The sequence below is a fragment of the Psychrobacter urativorans genome, assembly GCF_904846675.1.
Classification (GTDB): domain Bacteria; phylum Pseudomonadota; class Gammaproteobacteria; order Pseudomonadales; family Moraxellaceae; genus Psychrobacter; species Psychrobacter urativorans_B.
In genome coordinates, this window is record NZ_CAJHBT010000003.1 from 107304 (window position 1) to 128154 (window position 20851).

Sequence of the window (20851 nt, forward strand, 5' to 3'; positions counted from 1 at the left end):
AAGAAAAAGGAATAATGAGAAAAAAGAGAGCTGCCGCTGCCATATACTCTTTCTAAGAGCCGCTATTAGAACCAGATTAAACGACAGCAGCCTAAAATATTTGGCAACAATTATAACAGCTACATCACCTTTGCGAACCATATTAACGTCATACTGCTATATATAACTAAAATTTATATATAGCTGAATACTATATTATGAAAATTAATTATAAGTGTGGACAGAAGCTCAGTATGCTAGAGAGGTTACGAATGGTCGTGGTGCTAGCTTTTCATTAGAGATACCAGAAGGCAAACGCTTTATTGTGCGCTCCGAGGTTTGTACGGTTGTGGATTAAATAACTGATAGATAATTAGCTAGCTTTACCTGAATAGCAACTAACTAATATTCACCACCCCACGACATTTAGGAAATTGGCTACAGCCAAAAAATGCCTGACCTTGCCGCGCTCCTTTTTTGGCAACGCGTTGAATCATTTCACCATTACATTTTGGACAAGTGGGAATAGCACTGGAAATAAGAGCTTCGTTAACTTGCTTGGTTATAACAGGCTCATTGCTGCTAGCTTTATTGACCTCAGGTTTATTAATCTCAGGCTCAAATCCTACAATACCAAACGGTGTAATAAAAACAGCGTTTTTACTGGTGAACGCCATAATCGATGAGTCAGCTTGTTCGACTTGACCAGACCATTGCGAATATACTTTAACTACAGAATTACTTTGAATTTTTGGTTTAGCGCTTTGAATAGAATTGTGACTAGTATTTGATTCAGTATTAGACTTAATACTGGAAACCGTGCTTTGCTTGTTACCTGCATCGGTATGCTTGTCTTTTAAATACGTTTTGTGTTGCCTATTGGTTCGCCAAGATTTGGCAAAGCGATTGGTTTCAATCTGCCCAACTATCGATTGAACCTCTGCTTCGGTTAATATCTTATCCTGCTTTTTCTTAATATACGATACTGCCCCGCCCTTTAAGACATGCTCGGGTAACTCATCACGAGTCTTAAGCTCACATTCGCCGATGAAGGCAATCATAGAGTGAAAGTAGCTCATATCCAGCTCGAGTAATTCAGCCAACGTCTTAATATGTAGATAGTTCTGCCGTAATGGATTTTGGAATTTGTATTTTCGTCCCATTATCGTTTGCGTCCACTGGGCTTGCTTTTCCTTGCCAAATATCCAGCCTTTATAATTCTTAGTTTCGATAATAAAGATGCCATACACAGAAACGATAACGTGGTCAATTTGGGTACTGCCGCCATTAGATAATGGCAAGGCAATATTGTTTAGGCGATGATAGGCGGCTTTATCAAGTTTGAGCCACGTAGCAATGTTGATAGCAGTTTCGCCTAATATACCTTTGAAGCTGGACATAAGGGACATTATTTTTGTCTCGATATATTTTATCTTGATATAAAGGTACGGTAGAAACAGCTTTATCACGTTTTACTTGCCGATTCAATTCTTGCAGTGATATCATAAACAATTATTTCTATGAATGTAACAATAATTTAATAACTATTAACAGTATGTTGATGCTAAGCATTTTTGCAACATATAACTCTAATAGTACACGCTAACCAAATAGGTGTAGTACGCTATCGAATCGTTATCTTTAATATTGCCCTTTGGATCATAAGTATGAATACACCTGCTACCTCTTTACTTAAAATAACGCTGAGTACCTGTTTACTAATCTCATTACCGATGATGGGTTTTGCCGCTATCGATACTCCGCAAAAATGGAAATTGGATGTGCCGAAAACCAACGTAGACTTTCAGGTAACATATTTAGGAAGTGGGACTGTCAAAGGTCAGTTTAATAAAATGAATGGCTCCATTAATTATGACGTGAAAAATCCAACGGGTACAACTATAAACTTCACCGTGCATACCAATAGTGTAGATGCAGGAGGGAGTCTAAGGAATGCCTTTTTGCGCCGAAAAGAGCTGCTTAATGCTGCGCAGTATCCTACTATGACCTTCGTATCAAAAAAAGTTAACATGATTAATGCTAAAGAAGCGAATGTAACGGGTGATTTTACTGTTTTGGGCAAAACCAAACCTTTAACGGTCAAAGTGACACTAGCAAATGTTGAAAATGACCCCGTCACTCTAGAACCTATTTTAAAATTTCGAGCGACTGGCATAATTGATAGATATACTTATGGTGTAACCGCTTTTCCAAGCATAGTCGGCAATATGATACCGCTTGAAATATCGGGTAACCTTGTTGCAGCTAGTTAATTATAAAAAAACTGGCTTAATCTGTCTCTGCTTAAACACTCTCAATTATCGAAGCCCAAATACGTTAACATAAAAATCTTCCTCACTATCTGTTTGTTCAACAGTATAAGTAATGGGAATCTCTGTTGAATTACCATTGGTATTAGCATGGATTTCTAACTGTGCAGCACATTCAAAAGCCCCAGTCTTGTCATTCTCATCAGTTGTTCTAATGCTATTAATAGCATATGTAAACACTTCTGCAGTTTCATTACCCAGTTGAACACCCATTTCTTCATTTGCTATTTCTTTTACAGTATCTATGACTTCAGGAGCACTGCATTTGGGAATAACAGATGATGAGCAACCGCTGATTAAAGCTGTAAGAGTTATAACTAGTAACGATTTATACATATAAGTAATTCCTTATTAAAACCTAAGCTGTTAATCATATTGACTGTAATATATTAGCTATTTTATTTTTAGGATAAGATAATATAGTTGTTTATTATAACTGACTTCAATACTATATTGCTTTTAAGGCGGTCTGTTATAAATATTTGAACGGCTTTTGAAACTCTTACTATAAGCGCGGACTCAGACCTAAACTCAAAGGATTAAAAAAGCCCCAAGTTAATTAAATAAAATTGGGGCTCTGGTGTTACGTACCTCTATAAAGACTAACTACACCAAACTATTCACCGCATCAATCACAGCTTCAGTGGTAATACCGAACTCTTTATATAAGTCGCTAGCAGGGGCTGACTCGCCATAAGTAGTCATGCCGATGACTTTGCCATCTAAGCCGACGAACTTATACCAATAGTCAATATGCGCAGCTTCCACCGCCACACGGGCGCGGATGTTAGCAGGTAATACGGCTTCGCGGTAGCTGGCATCTTGCTCGCTAAAGATTTCGGCACAGGGCATAGAAACCACACGTACGCCAACGCCATTTTTACTCAAAGTCTCGTAGGCTTGCATAGCAAGACCCACTTCTGAGCCTGTTGAGATAATGATAGCTTGCAACTCGCCCTGCTCTTTAGCCAACACATAACCACCTTTGGTAATATTGGCAACTTGCTCGGCATCACGTTGTTGATGTGGCAAGCTTTGACGGCTAAAGATGAGCGCTGATGGATTATGAGTAGACTTAATGGCTTCGACCCAAGCGCTGGCAGATTCTGTCGCATCACACGGACGCCATGTACGTAGATTAGGCGTGGTACGTAGGCTGGTCAATTGTTCAACGGGCTGATGCGTTGGACCATCTTCCCCAAGACCGATAGAGTCATGAGTGTAGACATGAATGATACGCTGCTTCATCAATGCGCCCATACGTACGGCGTTACGCGCGTACTCCATAAACATCAAGAAGGTTGCCACATAAGGAATAAAACCGCCATGGAGCGCGATACCATTGGCAATCGCGGTCATACCAAATTCACGCACACCATAATAGATATAGTTACCAGCAGCGTTCTCTTGAATACCTTTAGCATCTTTAAATAGCGTTAAGTTCGAGCCCGCAAGATCCGCTGAACCGCCCATCAGTTCCGGCAATAATGGCTGCAAAGTATTAATTGCATTTTGACTGGCTTTACGACTGGCAACGTCACCGCCTTGCTCTTGAGTTTGTTGGATATAGTCTTGTGCTTGTTGGTCAAAGTCTACAGGTAAATCGCCATCTAAACGGCGAACCAATTCAGTAGCTAGCTCTGGATAGGCCTTTTTATAAGACTCAAAGTCAGCGTCCCAATTCTTTTGTAACGCTGTGCCTTTCGTTTTACCGTCCCATGCTTCATAAATCTCATCGTCTAATTCAAACGGAGCACTTTTCCATGATAATGCATCACGGGTTAAGGCGATTTCATCATCACCAAGCGGTGCACCATGGCTAGAAGCTAAACCTTGTTTGTTTGGACTGCCTGCACCAATAGTCGTTTTGCAAATAACTAGGCTTGGCTTAGTGTTCTCTTTAATAGCCGCTTCTGTCGCAGCGGTAATGGCATCGGCATCATGACCATCGACCTTGATAACTTGCCAGCCGTAAGCTTCAAAGCGTGCTTGCGTATCGTCAGTGAACCAGCCATCAACATCACCATCGATTGAGATCCCATTATCGTCATAGAAGAAGACTAACTTGCCCAGCCCTAGCGTACCAGCAAGCGAGCAAACCTCATGGCTGATACCTTCCATCAAGCAGCCATCACCTAAGAACGCATAAGTATGATGGTCAACGATATTATGACCGTCACGATTAAACTGCGCGGCTAGCGTTTTTTCTGCAATAGCAAAACCAACTGCATTGGCGATACCTTGGCCTAATGGACCAGTAGTGGTTTCAATACCTGGGGTATAGCCAAGCTCAGGATGACCGGGCGTTTTTGAATGCAGTTGGCGGAAACCTTTTAGGTCTTCAACACTAACATCATAGCCCGACAAATGTAGCAATGAGTAGATAAGCATTGAACCATGACCGTTTGATAACACAAAGCGGTCGCGATTATACCAGTTAGGGTCAGCAGGATTATGCTTTAAAAACTTGCGCCATAACACTTCAGCAATATCGGCCATACCCATCGGCGCGCCAGGGTGTCCAGAATTGGCTTTTTGAACCGCATCAAACGACAGTACGCGGATGGCATTGGCTAATTTACGTTCGCTAATTAGAGCAGGCATAGAGTGTCCTAGTATGGAGGATAAGAGGAGAGTTTACTCGAGGGTAAGCAAATAAGGACGCGAAATGCGCCCTTAAATAATAGGCTGTAAAATCAAAGCGTAATCTTAACATGTTTGGCATAGGCCACGTTAAGAATTGGCGTGACAAGACCGTTCGTATTTAATAATGATTCGCATCAGTTTTATCAAACTGCTCACATTAGTTAGCTGCGAAACATGAGGGCAAAATGCTTGTTTAAGCTGGAATAGTCTCAGCACCGCCCATAAAGGAACGCAATACTTCTGGAATGGTAATGCTACCATCAGCATTTTGGTGGTTTTCCATTACCGCAAGCAAGGTTCGTCCAACGGCTAGACCCGAACCATTTAAGGTATGCGCAAGGCTAGTTTGCTTACCGTCTTTAACGCGTGTGCTCATACGCCGTGCTTGAAAGTCGCCACAGTTTGAACAGCTGGATATTTCACGATACATATCTTGGCTCGGTAACCATACTTCGATATCATAAGTTTTTTGCGCGGCAAAGCCCATATCACCGGTACATAGCTTGACAACACGATACGGCAAATTTAGCTGCTGTAAAATATATTCAGCTTGTCCAGTCATCGCTTCTAACAAATCATCAGATTGCTCAGCGGCAGCAATATTGACCATCTCGACCTTTTCAAACTGATGCTGACGAATCAGACCTCGGGTATCACGGCCATGTGAGCCGGCCTCACTACGGAAGCATGGGGTATGGGCAGTGAACTTTAATGGCAGCTCATTTATATCCAAACGCTCACCACGTACCAAGTTGGTCATCGGCACTTCAGCGGTTGGGATGAGATAAAAATCCATTTCATCATTATTAGTGTGATTGGTTAATTTAAACAAATCATCTTCAAATTTGGGCAGTTGACCGGTACCTTTTAAGCTGTCTGAATTAACTATATAAGGGACATAAGTTTCAGTATACCCATACTTCATCGTATGAGTATTAAGCATAAATTGAATCAACGCCCGATGCATTTGGGCAAGTTGCCCTGTTAATACATTAAAACGACTACCTGTAAGCTTAGTAGCGGCTTCAAAGTCCAGCATTCCCAAAGTTTCGCCAATATGAGTATGGTCTTGTATTTCAAAATCAAATTCGCGCGGCGTGCCCCACTTGCGAACCTCTACATTGTCATCTTCTGAGCTGCCGACCGGTACATCTGCTGCAGGAATATTTGGTATTTGTAGGGCTGCTTTGGAGATGCGCTCTTGTAAGATACGTAGCGCGTCTTCGGCCGCTTTAATTTCGCCGCTGACACTTTGCATCTCAGCTAACAATTCACTAGCATCTTCACCGGATTTCTTCAGCGCACCGACTTGTTTGGCCCCTACATTACGACGCGACTGCAACTCTTCGGTCTGTACCTGTAATGATTTACGCTCATTTTCGATCGTTTGCCAGAATTCCATATCAAGCGTATAACCACGAGTGGCCAATTGCTGCTGTAATTCGTCTAGGTCGCCGCGTAAGAGTTTGGGGTCAATCATAATATCTGCCTGTCATATTGAAAGTGAATAAGGGGTTCAAAATAGGAAAACGAATAAAAGTTATAAATAAATAGTAAGGGTATAAACAGTAGGAAGGATAAAGTAAAAATTACAATTATAAAATTGCTCTACCGTTATGTTTGCCCGCCACGCTTTAATGACACATGCCAGCCACTATGATACCAATACCCAGCAGATTTGACCACGTTTTCGAGCGCGATGCTAATCGTAAGCTTAGCAGTCAGCGAGTAATAGTGTTTCTTTTAGAGGCGCTTTTCGGTAAGATAAGCATATAGCTTTAATCCACTTGCAGCCAAGTTAAGCGTAACTGCTTACAATCAGCACTTTTAAACCATTGCTTTTAATCCAACGCTTTTAATATAAGTATTTGAGAACCCTTTATGGCCCTGTACCCCTACACCTTACAACCTGTTGCCTTAAACCTCACTGAGGCCGAATTTCAGCAAGCGCAATATGAGCTATTTACCAATGCTAGCCCGAATTTTGGTTTATCCAGCCTGAAGACTAAAGAGTGGATCATTATAGCGATAGGAATCATATTGGCAGTGGCAGGGCTGGTTTTTGTATCAGGCTATTCAACCATTATTTTTTGGCTGATGCTAGTTGCAGTCGTGATTTATCTATTGGTTCGTACGATTGGTTTTAAATGGTATGTCAAAAAAGAATTTGAGAAACAGGTCGCGGCTCAAGAGATGCCAGATGAGATGCGCCAAATGAAATTGGGCGTACAAAAACACGGCTTAGTCATGGCTATGCCATCCAATCAGCCAGACCTTATGAAAAGCTCACAGATGCGTGGCATGCAAATGCGGGCAGGCGCAACACAACAGGCAGTTATTCCGTGGACAGCTATAAAAAGCTGGGATGAAACTGACGACTATATCTTTATGATGTTTGAGATGAAGGGTCAGCAAGGTAGCCAGATTGTACCCAAACGCCTCAAGGCACAGAAATTCCCTATCGATACCGTACGTCAGCATCTACAAGAAGTCGTGCCTATTCGCGGTCTGCAACCTGAGAATCTACAACCACCCGCCTAAGCTATTATAGCTACTTACTTATTGGAGTGATTGTTAGTTATTTAGATTAATAGATAGCTTACTGATACTGATTCATTAGGGGCTTTAAGCGTTTGCATAGGTTTTATAAAACATATCATAGGTTTTGATTTGTTTAACTTAACTTATCATTAATAGCTTGTTATCATAGTAAGCATCAAAGGTAAGACGATTAATACGTTAATTTTTATACCACTATTTTTATAACAATAACCTTTCTACTCACACTAAAAGGACAATATCATGAGTAATGCTACCAATAATACCACTACTACTGACAGCACTAACCAAATCGGTCTCGAAAAAGCAGATATGAGCCATGTGATTGCCAAACTTAATGGCTTATTATCAAGCTACCATATGTTTTATATCAACGTTCGCGGTTATCATTGGAACGTTAAAGGTGAGCATTTTTTCTCACTACACCCTAAGTTCGAAGAGCTATATACCGCCCTACAAATACAAATTGATGAAATCGCTGAGCGTATTTTAACCCTAGGTGGCACACCGTTCCATGCTTATAGCGATTTCTCACAGCATACTGGTATCTCTGAAGATAAAAACGTTAAAGATGGCAATACCTGTGTAAAAGGCGTAGTAACTGGCCTACAAGAGCTTATCGAAGAGCAACGCCAAGTATCTACCCTAGCGGCAGAAAGCGATGACCAAGGTTCAGCTGACTTAGTTGATGCTTACGTACAAGAGCAAGAAAAACTGGTCTGGATGTATAACGCCTTTTTAGCTTAACATTATCTAGCGCTCTAATTAAAACCATAAAAAAGCACCTATATAAGGTGCTTTTTTATGGCTTAGGCTTTATTAAAATATAGTTATTTACTGCTGAATCCATTGACGCATTTTTTCACGCTCAGCCGGTGTTGAATCAAGCCATAGCTTCATAAACTGATCGAGGGTCTTGCTAGACTGGCTGACAGTGGTCGTTGGCGTCTGGTTGATAGTGGCGGTTGGCGTAACCGTATACTTCGTTGAAGACACTGCTCCAGAGTTCACATTATTCTGATTAGCTCTAGTAGCCTCAGTTGGCTGGCCTAAAGCGGCAATAGCTCGCTGGTTTTGTAATTCAGCATTACTACTGCCACCAAATACGCCGCCTAAGGCTTTACCTAATCCTGAGAAGATACTGCCATCATTACTGTTAACGCTCTGCTGACTTGCGATGACGGTATTGTTCTGTTGTATGGCTAGCGTTGGACGCTCAGCATAAGTTTTAGCCGCCGCATAGTCTTCTGGTTGACCTGGCATAATTAAACGGTAGGTTTGGTTGTCCGTCATGTCTGCGGCCACACTGATGTTGCCTGAGCGCAGATAATCATGCTCATCACGACGCAAATTATATAAACGGTCATATTTAGCAGTAATCACATGCTGACCAGGCTGCAAAGTAAATTCTTTAGTTATTGGCTGAAAGACGCTTGCTTTAAGCTCCTGACCATTAATAGCGGTAACCTTGATATTGTCGTCGACTAACAAGGTGACTGCGGCATGAGACAGCATAGAAACTGACCCTCCCCCAACCAATAGCATGCTGACGGTTAGTTTTTTTAGCCCAGAGAGGGTGTTTTTCATAAGAATTCCTGTCAATGGTAAAAGCATTTGGGGGTGAAAATATTTGATAATAATAAATTTTATGAGAAATTTTTTATAAGAAAGTTAGTTTTAATTTTCTAAAAAACTAATGGCTAAAAGTCTAATGGAATAGTATGGTTGTCATGATCAGCGGCTCGTTTGTCCACTTGTGTTTCTTGAGTAATGTCGGCGAGCTCGGCGACAAGCGTTTGCTCATCAATAGTACGCAGAGCGTCACTAATCACCGCTTTAGAGATGTTGCTACGTCCAAGATTAGAGAACATCGGCTGGATATAGTTGAGTACCACCATCATGGCACCGATACGATGCGGTCCTTCATTTAGCAGATGATCACTAATACGCTCATCAAACTGCCAACCACGGCGACGTAAGATAGACTGCAGTAAAGCTTGGCGGTCAGCTAAATCACGCCCATTAGGCACTTTAAAGGTAGGCGCTTGCGACAGCCTACTCAATAAATCGGTCAACTGAAATGGTAGCTCACCCGCCGGTTTGTTGGCGGCAAATAATAACTGACGCTGCCCCTCGCGACTACGATTAATCAGATGAAATAAAGCCTCTTGCCACTGACTGCTATGCTCAAGCACCTCCAAATCATCAATAGCGATAACATCGAAGTTCTCAAGTGAGGATAGGACATTGACATCGGTATGTATCAGCTCGTTGAGCGATAGACAAATCGCTGACTTGTCCATCTCAATGAATGACTCACAAATAGCGGATAGCAGATGAGACTTACCCGTAGCAGGGCTGCCAAACAGGTACAGCTGGCCAATCAGGCCGACATGTAACTGCCGCACTGCATCAATAATCGACATCCAACCGGGACCGGCAAAGTCGCTGAGACTCGCGTCGTGCTTGATATCTAGATTGAGACTTAGCTGTGCTTCTGCCATGAATCATCCACTCGGTTCGCGTAGCGCAATAAGCAATAGATAATTAGAAGGCTACTTTCTATACTATCTTTTCTCTCTATACTGTCTTTTTTTGAACTGTCTTTTATTAAACTAACTTTAAATCTGCGTTATATAAACTTAATTTTTTAATTGAAAATTTTTGTCTGTTTAATAGCGTAATGACATATTACGCTATTAAACCCATTATAGTAACGGTCACATCATAAACATAGGACCTATATATACCATGTTTACAAAATGACTGACAAGCCTTTTACAGCCTAGCAGCGCTGAGCATCACATTTATAACAATAGTTCTTGCGCTAAATACCTGTTATTTCAAATAATACTGAAATTTAGCTTAATTTCAGTATTATTTTTTCCCGAACAAATCCAGCTGCTTACGACCTTTATAAAAATCAGTCGCTTGGTAATAAGTGTATAAATGCCGGAACAAAACATTTAGCACGGCAGATACTGGTAGCGCAATAAGCATGCCAACAAAGCCTAATAAACTGGCGCCTGCCAATACCGCAAAAATTACCCATAACGGTGATAGACCAATTTTATCACCCAATAATAAAGGCTGTAGTACATAGCCTTCAGCTGCCTGTCCTATTAAAAAAGCCCCAACTATTAGTGATAAATGTAACCAGTCAAGACCAAATTGGAATAAGCCGGCAATAATTGCCGCTATGAACCCAAGCCCAAAGCCCAAGTAGGGTACGAAACTGGCAATACCAGCGCCCATACCGATGATCAGCCCGAGCTCAAGGCCAATCAATTGCAGCTGTACTGCGTAAATGATACCTAATAATACCATGACCAGCAGCTGGCCTTTGATGAATGCCATCAACGCCCGATCACACTCTTGCGCAATTCCGATAACTTTTTTGCTATAGGCGTTAGGAATGGCCATCTTCCAAGTATACAGACGTTTGTCCCAATTGAATAAAAAATAAAAGGTCAAAATCGGCACTAACACAATAAGACCAGCGCTATTGATAAAATTCATACTTGACGATAGTAATTGCGTCATCACCGTACTGGCATCAGAAAACTTATAATGCGCTTGCATATATTCTACCAGCGTTTCAGAAAAACCCTTAGCTTCTAAAGGCGGCAGACGAATGCGGGTGTTACCGACAAACCACTCACGCACCACTTGATTATACCAGTTCAGAACTTGGGGCAAATATTCCCAAGCAGCTTGCAGTTGGTACCACAATGTCGGTATCAGCCACCACAAGAGCAGCACCATACCTAAGGTAATAGTCGCATAAACGACAATAATAGCAATCCAGCGTTTGACGTATTTTGACAAATGCTTGACCAGCGGATTGAATAAATAAGCGAGCACAAAAGCGACGACGAACGGTACAATAACCGGCATCATCAAATGCAACAAAACAAATATCATCACCAACACTATGACGATGAATAAGCGCCGAAAAAAAGGATCTATCGGTTGGTTTATCATTAATTACAATCCTACGAGTAAGCTGATAGCGATGATTTAAGTGGTCAATGCTAAATTCCTTATTATTACAGAGTACATAAAAAAAGCAGTCATTTTTTGTTTCCTAGCTTTTTTATTTAGCATTTATTTTTAGTGTTAGCCCCATTATCGACCATGTTAATCGAATATGGACAAGTCGCTTTGCGAGTGCGGTCTATTTTTGGGTATAATGCACGCACTGTAATCAAATCCTTCTACACTGATTTCGATCACTGACTCCAATTACCCACCCTAACTGTGAGATGACCATGAGTGACAAGCCTTCTTTAAGCTACAAAGATGCTGGCGTTGATATTGATGCCGGCGATGCGCTGGTCCAGCGCATCAAATCCGTGGCAAAAGCCACTACTCGTCCTGAAGTGGTGGGCGGACTTGGTGGTTTCGGTGCTCTATGCCGTATTCCGACCGGCTATACCTCACCGCTACTGGTTTCAGGTACTGATGGCGTGGGCACTAAGCTAAAATTAGCATTACAGCTCAATCGCCATGACACTATCGGCATTGACTTAGTCGCCATGTGTGTCAATGATTTGTTGGTTTGCGGCGCTGAACCTTTATTCTTCTTAGATTATTATGCGACAGGCAAACTTGATGTCGATACTGCCGCGACTGTGGTAACTGGCATTGGTGAAGGCTGTAAGCTTGCCAATTGCGCTCTCATCGGTGGTGAAACGGCTGAGATGCCAGGTATGTACCAAGACGACGATTACGACTTGGCCGGATTTTGCGTCGGCGTGGTCGAAGAAGCGGAAGTCATCACTGGCGAAAATGTAGCAGAAGGCGATGTACTGATTGCCTTAGCTTCAAGTGGCGCGCATTCTAACGGTTATTCATTGGTACGCAAGGTCATTGACGTCAGCGGCATTGATGTGGTTAATAGCACTGAACAGTTAGATGACCAGTCTATCCAAGACGCGCTAATAGCACCAACGCGTATCTATGTTAAAGCCATTAAAGCGCTACAAGATACCCTTGGTAATCAAAATCTTCATGCCATGTCGCATATTACCGGTGGCGGCTTAACGGACAATTTACCACGCGTCCTCCCTGATAACTTAGCAGCCAGTATCGATACTAAGAGCTGGCAGTTCTCAGAGCTGTTCACTTGGCTACAAGCTCAAGGTAATATTGACCAAAGTGAGATGTATCGTACCTTTAACTGCGGCGTAGGCTTTGTGATTGTGGTTCCTAAAGATCAGGCGAATACTGCGATTAAAACTCTGAATGATGCTGGTGAACACGCTTGGCAAATCGGTGAGATGGTCAGTCGTGACTTAGATACAGATGCAGACGCCGTGGTATATCGCTAATGTCTGTTGATAACTTACAGCAACCAAGCAAGCAACAGCAAACCAGCCCGTTACGCATTGCCGTTTTGGTATCAGGCAACGGCAGCAACCTACAAGTTTTAATAGACGCCATGCAGGCTGGTGCGCTACCGATTAATATCGTTGGCGTTATTAGCAATCGTGATGATGCTTATGCTATCACTCGTGCTCAGCAAACCAATATCCCAGTGACCGTGCTATCCCATACTGCCAACGGCAAACGCATGGCAATTAAAACTTTTGAGACTCATGCCAGTGCGCAATTTGCAACATGGAAACCGGACTTGATTGTGCTTGCCGGCTTTATGCGGGTATTAAGTGCCGCATTTATTGACAGCACGCCAGCGCCGATGATTAATTTGCATCCGGCGCTATTGCCTGCTTATAAGGGAATGAACACCCATCAGCGCGCTGTACAAGCTGGTGAGCGTTATCATGGTTGTAGCGTCCATGTGGTCACTGTTGAGCTTGATGCAGGTCAAGTACTAACCCAAGCCGTGCTCAATGTAAATGCAAAGGATAACGCTGATAGCTTGCAAACACGCGTGCAAGTGCTGGAGCATCAGTTATTACCGTGGACAATATTGTTATTAGCAAAAGGCGTTCTACCGCTCAACGCTAATGATAAACTGCCAGATACAATATCTCATTTACCGATTTTACCCTTACGGCTTTGTTTAGATAATTAAGATTTATTATCCAAAATAAACAGAAGCGCTGTAAGCTACAGATATAAAAATACCCCGCTGCTGAGCAACGGGGTATTTTTTATTACTATCTTAAATAAGGTAATCTCAAAAACTTAAGAGCAAATATAAAAACTAAGCAGGTTTTTTGCCAACTACATGTACCGATTTGATGTTAACGAACTCTTTTATACCAAAGCCACCATGCTCACGACCATAACCTGAGTCTTTGACCCCACCGAATGGTAATCCCGGATTAACCAAATCATAACCATTGATATAAACCATACCGGTATCGAAATACTGTTGGGCTAGGCCGATAGCCTTATCTTCGTCTTTGGAGAAAATAGCACCGCCTAGTCCATAACGGCTGTCATTAGCAATACGCAGCGCATCATCTTGGTCTTTAGCACGAATTAAGGATGCCACAGGGCCGAACAACTCATCTTTATAGGCAGGCTGATCCGGTGTAATGTTTTCCAAAATCGTTGGTGGATAAAAAGAACCGGGCTCATCTGGTACTTCACCGCCTAAGGTAATGGTTGCGCCTTTACTGACACTTTCTTGGACTTGCTTGTGCAAATCATCACGTTGCTTGCTACTCGATAGTGGGCCTATATCAACTGAATCGTCCATTGGGTCGCCCACTTTATAGTTATTGAACTTCTCAATGACTAGCTTACGAAACTCATCATAGACACTATCCACTACCACAAAGCGTTTGGCAGCAATACAGGTTTCGCCATTATTATATAAGCGAGCATGGGCACAAGTTGCGGCAGCTAAATCTAAGTCTGCATCTTCTAATATGATGAATGCGTCATTAGACCCAAGCTCCATGACTGTTTTCTTCAGAGCTTTAGCCGCTTGTTGGGCTACGACTCTACCGGCTACATCACTACCTGTCAGCGTCACACCGCGTACTTTTTCATGTTCAATAACTTTTTCTGATTGATCATGACCTATAATTAGTACTTGGAACAAATCATTAGGTAAATCAGACTCATGGAGTATTTTTTCGATCAATAAGGCAGAACCCGTAACGTTTGAGGCATGTTTTAATAAAATGCTGTTACCTGCCATTAAGTTCGCGATAGTATAACGAAACACTTGATAGGCTGGGAAGTTCCATGGTTGGATACCATAAATGATACCAATAGGCTCATAGCTGATTAAACCTTTCTTTATACCCGCAATATCGCGCTCGTCTTCGGCTAGGGCGGCTACACCATTACCAGCCGTGTAATCACAGATACCTTTACATAAATCAACTTCACCTAAGCTGTCCTCATAAGTTTTGCCGCGCTCTTCGGTCATCAGCTTGGCAAGTTCTTCTTTATGCTTCATTAAAGAATCACCTATAGAGTTGATAGCTTTTGCACGCTCTTCGTGACTAACCCCACGCCACTCTAAAAAGGCCTTATGAGAAGCATCAATTATTTTATCGATCTCTTCTGCACTCATATAGCTATAATCTTTGATGTCTTCACCCGTCGTTGGGTTCACGGTCGTAATATCTGCCATGATAATTATCCTTTTTTTAGTAAAATCTAGTTTTAGTTATTTCTACTCAACTCTAATTTTCTTAGCGAACGTTATCTTTTAAACTATTCATCTTCGTTACTAACTATTGATTTACTTAGAATTTTAGTATTATTTATCTCTACGCATTCACTAATCTTTATCTAATATAGCAGAAGCATTACCCTTAAAGTTTTACAAGATATTGTGAAATGTGTTTGAGTTGTTAACCATGTTAACGACTTACTAAATATCGAAATAATAAAAAAACCAGCACAATGACTGGTTTATGTTAATAGTTAATAGTTAATAGTTAGTACGTTGTTATATAAACAACACCCTAAAACAAGTGATTAATAATCGGTATATCTTGCTCTTGGTTTTCTTCTTCAGCCACCAATTGCCGCGCCACATGCATAATCAATTGGCGTAACCATCTGTGTGCAGGATGGTGTTGCAACAGCGGTGACCATGCCATCGTTAGCTCAAATTCAGGAATAAAAAATGGCGGCTCTTTCATAATAATGCTGTCATTGGTCGCTTGCATGCGCGCAACACGGGTCGGCAAGGTTGCAATAAGGTCTTTGTTTGCAGCCAACATCGCAGGCATCTGATAATGACGAGTGAAGACGCTAATCTTCCGCTTTTGACCCAGACGCTGCAAGGCTTGATCAATAGACCCAAGACCGCCAGACTTTTCTGGATTAACGCCGAAGCCTACACCCATGCCGGTCTTAGATACCCAAACGTGCTGGCCTTTTAGATAGTTTTTTAGGTTAAAGCGATTGGCGTAAGGACTGTCAGCCGATAATAAACAGCTAAAGGTATCGCGCCAAACCAAAACTTGATGGAAACTCTGGGGAATCTCATTAAAGCGGTTAATAGCCAAATCAACGCGCCCCTGCTCCATGTCACGATAAGACACATCAGACGGGGTTAGGAAGTCCAAGATAATGTTTGGCGCCTCCGACCGTAATGCTTTGACCAATTTAGGGACGAGTGTGGCTTCGGCATAGTCTGAGGTCATAATACGAAAGACGCGCGAGGTACTATAAGGACGGAACTCGGTACGCGGCTCTAGGACTTGAGTTAAGTCAGCGAGTACTTCACGGATGCGTGGCTGCAGCTCAAGCGCGCGCTCAGTTGGCGTCATGCCCTCAGACGAGCGCACCAGTAATGGGTCATTGAATAGCTTACGCAAGCGCCGCAAGATATTACTCATGGCAGGCTGGGTTATTCCCAATTGCTCCGCTGCCCGTGTAACATTTTTTTCTCTAAGCAATACATCTAAATGTACCAATAAATTCAAATCAACCCGCTGCAAATTCATATGTATGTCTCTTTGCCTTAGAATAAATGCCACTCAAATCTTGGCAATTTTATGTGCTATTCCTGTCCAAATGCGACTTAAAATAGCACGATAGGACTATTTTTCATTTAGATTCTATTTATCCAGTTGTATTATGATGTGACTTATTATACTCAAAATATTGTTTTTACTACATTATCAAATTAAAAAATGTCTAAGATAAAGATCATGAACTAGATAAATCTTGGCAAGACCGTTATAGTGAGTACTATATATCAATCAAGTACATACTTTAAATCTCAATTCGAGCCACAAGCTGTTTTATATAATTTATATAAAGGCCATACAATAAAGGCGAGAGATAAGAGATAGTCACCACTGATTTATAATATTGGAATACTAAACTTTATAAGTATGACGCTATCACTACGAAGTTAGGGTTGCTGACTATTTATTAGCTACATTCATATTAAATATTTACTTGGTTTTAGATTAACTGAACTCAGTAACACTATGAGAATTTGAATTTGCTACAATAGGTAGCGATCAATAATTAGCTATAACCTACCTGAAACTTAACTAGCAATATTCAACTGGTTATTATAGCATTTCTTATCGGTAAGTAGCGAAACTGCCGTCTTGTAACTACTCAAAGTTGATCACATTGTAAGCATTAAGTAAATACCTTGCCTGTTTATGCGCTGATTGCTGATTTTTAGCAATATGCTCACGCAAAACACTTGTATTTTTCGACAGGTTTGTTTAGGGTAATAGGCCTAAGAGGATTGGACAATCACTGGTTGTCGTTTACGGATAGAACTCCAATACCCTCTTAGCCATAGCAGCAACAATTAAGTTTCGATATAACCAATGTAATCGCAATCCCCCGCAACTCCAATACAACATAGTTATAATCACTTTATTACTTGATTTTTTGTGCGTTAATTTTTTATACCCCACCAAGGAGAAGTCTAGATGTCAAATTATACATCTGCGTTAGAATTAGTACGTAAACTAAAGAAACAACATGGCAATTGGGAAAATATCAGCGAAAATGATGCCGCTCGTATGATGGTACAAAATCGCTTTAAAACTGGCTTAGATATCGCTCAATATACTGCAGATATCATGCGCGAAGACATGGAAGAGTATGATAAAGATAGCTCTCAGTACACTCAGTCTTTAGGTGCTTGGCATGGTTTTGTTGCCCAACAAACTATGTATGCTAAGAAAAAACACTTCGGCACTACATCAAAAACCTACATTTATCTATCAGGTTGGATGGTTGCAGCCCTTCGCTCAGAGTTCGGTCCATTACCTGACCAATCTATGCACGAAAAAACAGCGGTACCAGATCTTATCGAAGAGATTTATCAGTTCTTGCGTCAAGCGGATACTAAAGTATTGAATGACTATTTCCGTGAATTGAATGCTGCGGAAGAAGCTGGTAAAGATACTAAAGAGATTCAAGACAAAATCGAAAACTTTGAATCACATGTTGTGCCAATTATTGCTGATATCGATGCCGGTTTCGGTAATGAAGAAGCGACTTATCTATTGGCTAAAAAGATCATTGAAGCGGGTGCTTGTGCCCTACAAATCGAGAACCAAGTTTCTGATGTCAAGCAGTGTGGACATCAGGCTGGTAAAGTGACTGTACCGCATGAAGACTATATCGCAAAGCTTAACGCTATCCGTTATGCCTTCTTAGAGCTTGGTATCGAAAATGGTATCATCGTTGCTCGTACTGACTCTGAGGGTGCATCATTGACCCAAAAAATCCCAGTATCAAATGAACCTGGTGATTTGGCCTCTAAATATATCGACTTTATCGATATGGAAGAAGTTACTCTTGAAACTGCAAACGAGAATGACAGCTTACTTAAGCATGACGGTAAACTAGTTCGTCCAGTGCGCCTAGCAAACGGTCTATACCAGTTCCGCGAAGATACTAACGTTGATCGCGTTGTACTTGACTGCGTAACTGCTTTAGAGAATGGTGCTGATTTACTATGGATCGAAACGCCAACACCAGATATCGAACATATCAAAATGATGGTTGATCGTATTAGAGAAGAGCAGCCTAAAGCGAAATTGGTCTATAATAATAGCCCATCGTTTAACTGGACGCTAAACTTCCGTAAGCAAGTCATGGCTAAGTGGGAAAAAGAAGGCCATGACATCTCTAAATATAACAAAGACGACTTGATGAGTTCTGATTACGACAATACTGAACTCAATACAGAAGCTGACAAGCTTGCGAAGAACTTCCAAAAAGACGCAGCACGTGAAGCGGGTGTATTCCATCACCTCATTACGTTACCTACGTATCACACCACTGCTTTAGAAATGAATAACCTTTCTAAAGGTTACTTCGGTGAAGACGGTATGCTTGCATATGTAGCTGGCGTACAGCGTAAAGAAATCCGTGAAGGCGTATCCGCCGTTAAGCACCAAGCAATGGCTGGTTCTGACATCGGTGATGATCATAAAGAGATCTTCTCAGGTGAAAACGCGCTAAAAGCTGGCGGCGGCAAAAATACTATGGGTCAGTTCGGCTAGACCACAAGTATGTATTGTTAAATACAGCTTGAAGTAAAAAAACCGCTCTACTCTAGGTAGGGCGGTTTTTTTATGGTGTTTAAAATAATGGTCTTTAAAATAGTTCTGCTTATCATTCTATAACGAACGCCCCTTATAGGATGATAGAATCAATTATCATTATTCAAAACTATTATTCAAAATTGAGGGGAAAAGTCATGCACGAAATAGAATTGAAGTTCTTAGTACCAGAGGCACGATTAAAGGGTCTAATACGCCAAGCAAAGGTTAAGTCCTCGCAAGATATTCACATGGCAGCCCACTATTTCGATACCCCCAAGCAAACGTTAGCAAAGGCGGGCATTGGTCTGCGTATTCGTAAAGAAGGTGATACGTGGGTACAGACTATTAAAGCAGGCGGCGATGGTATTGCAGCGCGCTTAGAGCATAATGCGGGTCTTGATAACGAACATATACAAACCATGCTAGATAATGATAGCTTAATGCCTGACTTAAGTATTTATAAAGAAACTTCAATCGCGCCCGTTCTGGCTGATTTTAAGTTAAAAAAACTAACTAAAGCCTTAACTCGTCAGTACGTAACCAATGTACAGCGCACCACGCGCCTACTAGAAGATGGCAGTAAAGACGACGGCAGTGAAAATAACAATAGTATTGAAATGGCTTATGATTCTGGCGAGCTTATCCACGGTAATGATGACAGCCAGCGGCAAGCGATTCAAGAAATTGAGTTTGAACTGGTTTCGGGTGATCTGGAGTTTTTATTTGCGACCGCTAAAATCTGGTGTAAGCGCTATAAGCTCTGCTTGTCTACCGTAACCAAAGCGGAACGTGGCGGTTTGCTCATCAAAAGGCAAGACTATAGCCCAGCAGTCAAAGCTGATTTGCAACTGCTGAACGTCAATAAAGACAGCAGCATCTCTGCCTTTATACGTGCCACTGTGCACAACTGTCTACTCCAAATACTACCGAACAGTAGCGCCATTGTCGCTGGTAGCGAAGATAATGGTCATCTCTTACAGCTGCGTATTGGTTTGCGCCGCCTGACGGTCGCTCTAGATACATTTAACAAATTCTCAGAGCAGCTGAATCCTGAATGGCAGCCCATACTCAAACAAACTGCTGCCCTACTTGACGACTACCGCGAGCTTGCTTATCTAGCATCGCATATTGAGCCAACGTTAGAGCAGCATGGTGCGCCTAGTATTGATTGGACGGCTGACGTTAAGCAAATTAAAGTGACCCCTATTAATGCGGTAGGTGCCAATGACTTCCAGCTGACTTTATTAGAGCTGATTGCCTTTACTATGAGTGATGCGAGTACTGAATCGCAAGCAGATAAGCTCGCAATAGATAAATTGGCAAAAATCTTATCCAAAAAATATATGAAATTACTCAAAGCTGAACAAAATTTTGACGATTGGAGTTATAATAATTCGGATTGTGATGACTGGGGTTGCGATGACAGGGAGACTGAAAGCTCTAAGATTGTTAATCTAAGAAATGATGATTCAAATCATAGCTGTTCAATTGGTAGTATTTTGCAGAAGACCCACAGTCACTTAAAAGACTTATGCTACATCAGCGAGTTTGCCGCACCGTTATATGCCAAAAAGAAAAGCAAACGTTGGTTTAAGAATTTAGCTAAAGCACAAAAATCACTGGGCCAATACTATGACCATCTGCAATACCAACAGCGCTATCAGCAAAAGGCCGCAACAGACGCTAACGCCTTGTATGGTGCCGGATGGTTTACTGTGACGCTAAAAAATGATTATAAACGTTGTCAAAAGGACTTAAATCGTATCCAAGATAATGCTGCTTTTTGGTAATAGTACCTTGCTAAGAAAAAATGGCTATAAAAAAGACAGCGCCATTAATATGGGCTGTCTTTTTTTGATCTTGAAT

General features: G+C 41.6%; 17 protein-coding genes. 8 read left to right on the forward strand and 9 right to left on the reverse strand.

Features of this window, described 5'->3' with window-relative positions; all coding sequences use genetic code 11:
- Positions 1-214: 214 nt before the first annotated feature.
- A complete protein-coding gene (locus JMY06_RS02830) occupies positions 215-337 on the forward strand; it encodes a DUF779 domain-containing protein (protein WP_227672125.1) in 123 nt (40 codons plus the stop codon).
- A gap of 40 nt (positions 338-377) precedes the next feature.
- Here the strand turns inward: JMY06_RS02830 and JMY06_RS02835 are convergent, their stop codons facing one another.
- Positions 378-1388, reverse strand: a complete 1011-nt coding sequence (locus tag JMY06_RS02835) for an NERD domain-containing protein (RefSeq protein ID WP_201616041.1) — start codon at positions 1386-1388, stop codon at positions 378-380.
- Between the two features lie 258 nt (positions 1389-1646).
- Here JMY06_RS02835 and JMY06_RS02840 point away from each other — a divergent pair, with 258 nt between their 5' ends.
- A complete protein-coding gene (locus JMY06_RS02840; RefSeq protein ID WP_201616043.1) occupies positions 1647-2252 on the forward strand; it encodes a YceI family protein in 606 nt (201 codons plus the stop codon).
- Between the two features lie 45 nt (positions 2253-2297).
- Here the strand turns inward: JMY06_RS02840 and JMY06_RS02845 are convergent, their stop codons facing one another.
- The 3 genes from JMY06_RS02845 to serS all read right to left on the reverse strand — a co-directional run bounded on the left by JMY06_RS02845 (position 2298) and on the right by serS (position 6435).
- Positions 2298-2645, reverse strand: coding sequence for a hypothetical protein (locus JMY06_RS02845; RefSeq protein WP_201616045.1), 348 nt, complete (start codon positions 2643-2645; stop codon positions 2298-2300).
- A 270-nt stretch (positions 2646-2915) separates the two neighbouring features.
- Positions 2916-4913 (reverse strand): transketolase, encoded by a 1998-nt coding sequence (gene tkt / locus JMY06_RS02850; protein ID WP_201616047.1) that lies wholly within the window; start codon positions 4911-4913, stop codon positions 2916-2918.
- A gap of 235 nt (positions 4914-5148) precedes the next feature.
- Positions 5149-6435, reverse strand: coding sequence for a serine--tRNA ligase (gene serS / locus JMY06_RS02855; RefSeq protein WP_201616049.1), 1287 nt, complete (start codon positions 6433-6435; stop codon positions 5149-5151).
- A 401-nt stretch (positions 6436-6836) separates the two neighbouring features.
- On the opposite strand from serS, the gene JMY06_RS02860 reads away from it, so the two are divergent.
- Both JMY06_RS02860 and JMY06_RS02865 read left to right on the forward strand, forming a co-directional pair.
- Positions 6837-7496 carry a YcxB family protein gene (locus JMY06_RS02860; protein ID WP_201616051.1) on the forward strand — a complete coding sequence of 220 codons (660 nt, stop codon included), beginning with the start codon at positions 6837-6839 and terminating at the stop codon, positions 7494-7496.
- A 261-nt stretch (positions 7497-7757) separates the two neighbouring features.
- Positions 7758-8261 carry a Dps family protein gene (locus JMY06_RS02865; protein ID WP_201616053.1) on the forward strand — a complete coding sequence of 168 codons (504 nt, stop codon included), beginning with the start codon at positions 7758-7760 and terminating at the stop codon, positions 8259-8261.
- An 87-nt stretch (positions 8262-8348) separates the two neighbouring features.
- On the opposite strand, the gene JMY06_RS02870 is transcribed toward JMY06_RS02865, so the two are convergent.
- The 3 genes from JMY06_RS02870 to JMY06_RS02880 all read right to left on the reverse strand — a co-directional run bounded on the left by JMY06_RS02870 (position 8349) and on the right by JMY06_RS02880 (position 11498).
- Complete coding sequence (locus JMY06_RS02870; protein WP_201616055.1) at positions 8349-9101, reverse strand: DUF2057 family protein; 753 nt, start codon at positions 9099-9101, stop codon at positions 8349-8351.
- Between the two features lie 113 nt (positions 9102-9214).
- Positions 9215-10018 (reverse strand): DnaA regulatory inactivator Hda, encoded by an 804-nt coding sequence (gene hda / locus JMY06_RS02875; protein ID WP_201616057.1) that lies wholly within the window; start codon positions 10016-10018, stop codon positions 9215-9217.
- Positions 10019-10391: 373 nt separating this feature from the next.
- Positions 10392-11498 carry an AI-2E family transporter gene (locus tag JMY06_RS02880; RefSeq protein WP_201616059.1) on the reverse strand — a complete coding sequence of 369 codons (1107 nt, stop codon included), beginning with the start codon at positions 11496-11498 and terminating at the stop codon, positions 10392-10394.
- A 287-nt stretch (positions 11499-11785) separates the two neighbouring features.
- On the opposite strand from JMY06_RS02880, the gene purM reads away from it, so the two are divergent.
- Positions 11786-12847 carry a phosphoribosylformylglycinamidine cyclo-ligase gene (gene purM, locus JMY06_RS02885; protein ID WP_201616061.1) on the forward strand — a complete coding sequence of 354 codons (1062 nt, stop codon included), beginning with the start codon at positions 11786-11788 and terminating at the stop codon, positions 12845-12847.
- Positions 12847-13554, forward strand: coding sequence for a phosphoribosylglycinamide formyltransferase (purN, locus tag JMY06_RS02890; RefSeq protein WP_201616063.1), 708 nt, complete (start codon positions 12847-12849; stop codon positions 13552-13554). Before purM ends, purN begins: the two co-directional genes overlap by 1 nt.
- Positions 13555-13686: 132 nt before the next feature.
- On the opposite strand, the gene JMY06_RS02895 is transcribed toward purN, so the two are convergent.
- Positions 13687-15075 (reverse strand): NAD-dependent succinate-semialdehyde dehydrogenase, encoded by a 1389-nt coding sequence (locus tag JMY06_RS02895; RefSeq protein ID WP_201616065.1) that lies wholly within the window; start codon positions 15073-15075, stop codon positions 13687-13689.
- Positions 15076-15412: 337 nt separating this feature from the next.
- A complete protein-coding gene (locus tag JMY06_RS02900) occupies positions 15413-16402 on the reverse strand; it encodes a LysR family transcriptional regulator (protein WP_201616067.1) in 990 nt (329 codons plus the stop codon).
- Between the two features lie 954 nt (positions 16403-17356).
- Here JMY06_RS02900 and JMY06_RS02905 point away from each other — a divergent pair.
- Together JMY06_RS02905 and JMY06_RS02910 are read left to right on the forward strand one after the other, a co-directional pair.
- Positions 17357-18943 carry an isocitrate lyase gene (locus JMY06_RS02905; RefSeq protein WP_201616069.1) on the forward strand — a complete coding sequence of 529 codons (1587 nt, stop codon included), beginning with the start codon at positions 17357-17359 and terminating at the stop codon, positions 18941-18943.
- Between the two features lie 197 nt (positions 18944-19140).
- Positions 19141-20775, forward strand: a complete 1635-nt coding sequence (locus JMY06_RS02910; protein WP_201616071.1) for a CYTH and CHAD domain-containing protein — start codon at positions 19141-19143, stop codon at positions 20773-20775.
- Positions 20776-20851 lie beyond the last annotated feature (76 nt).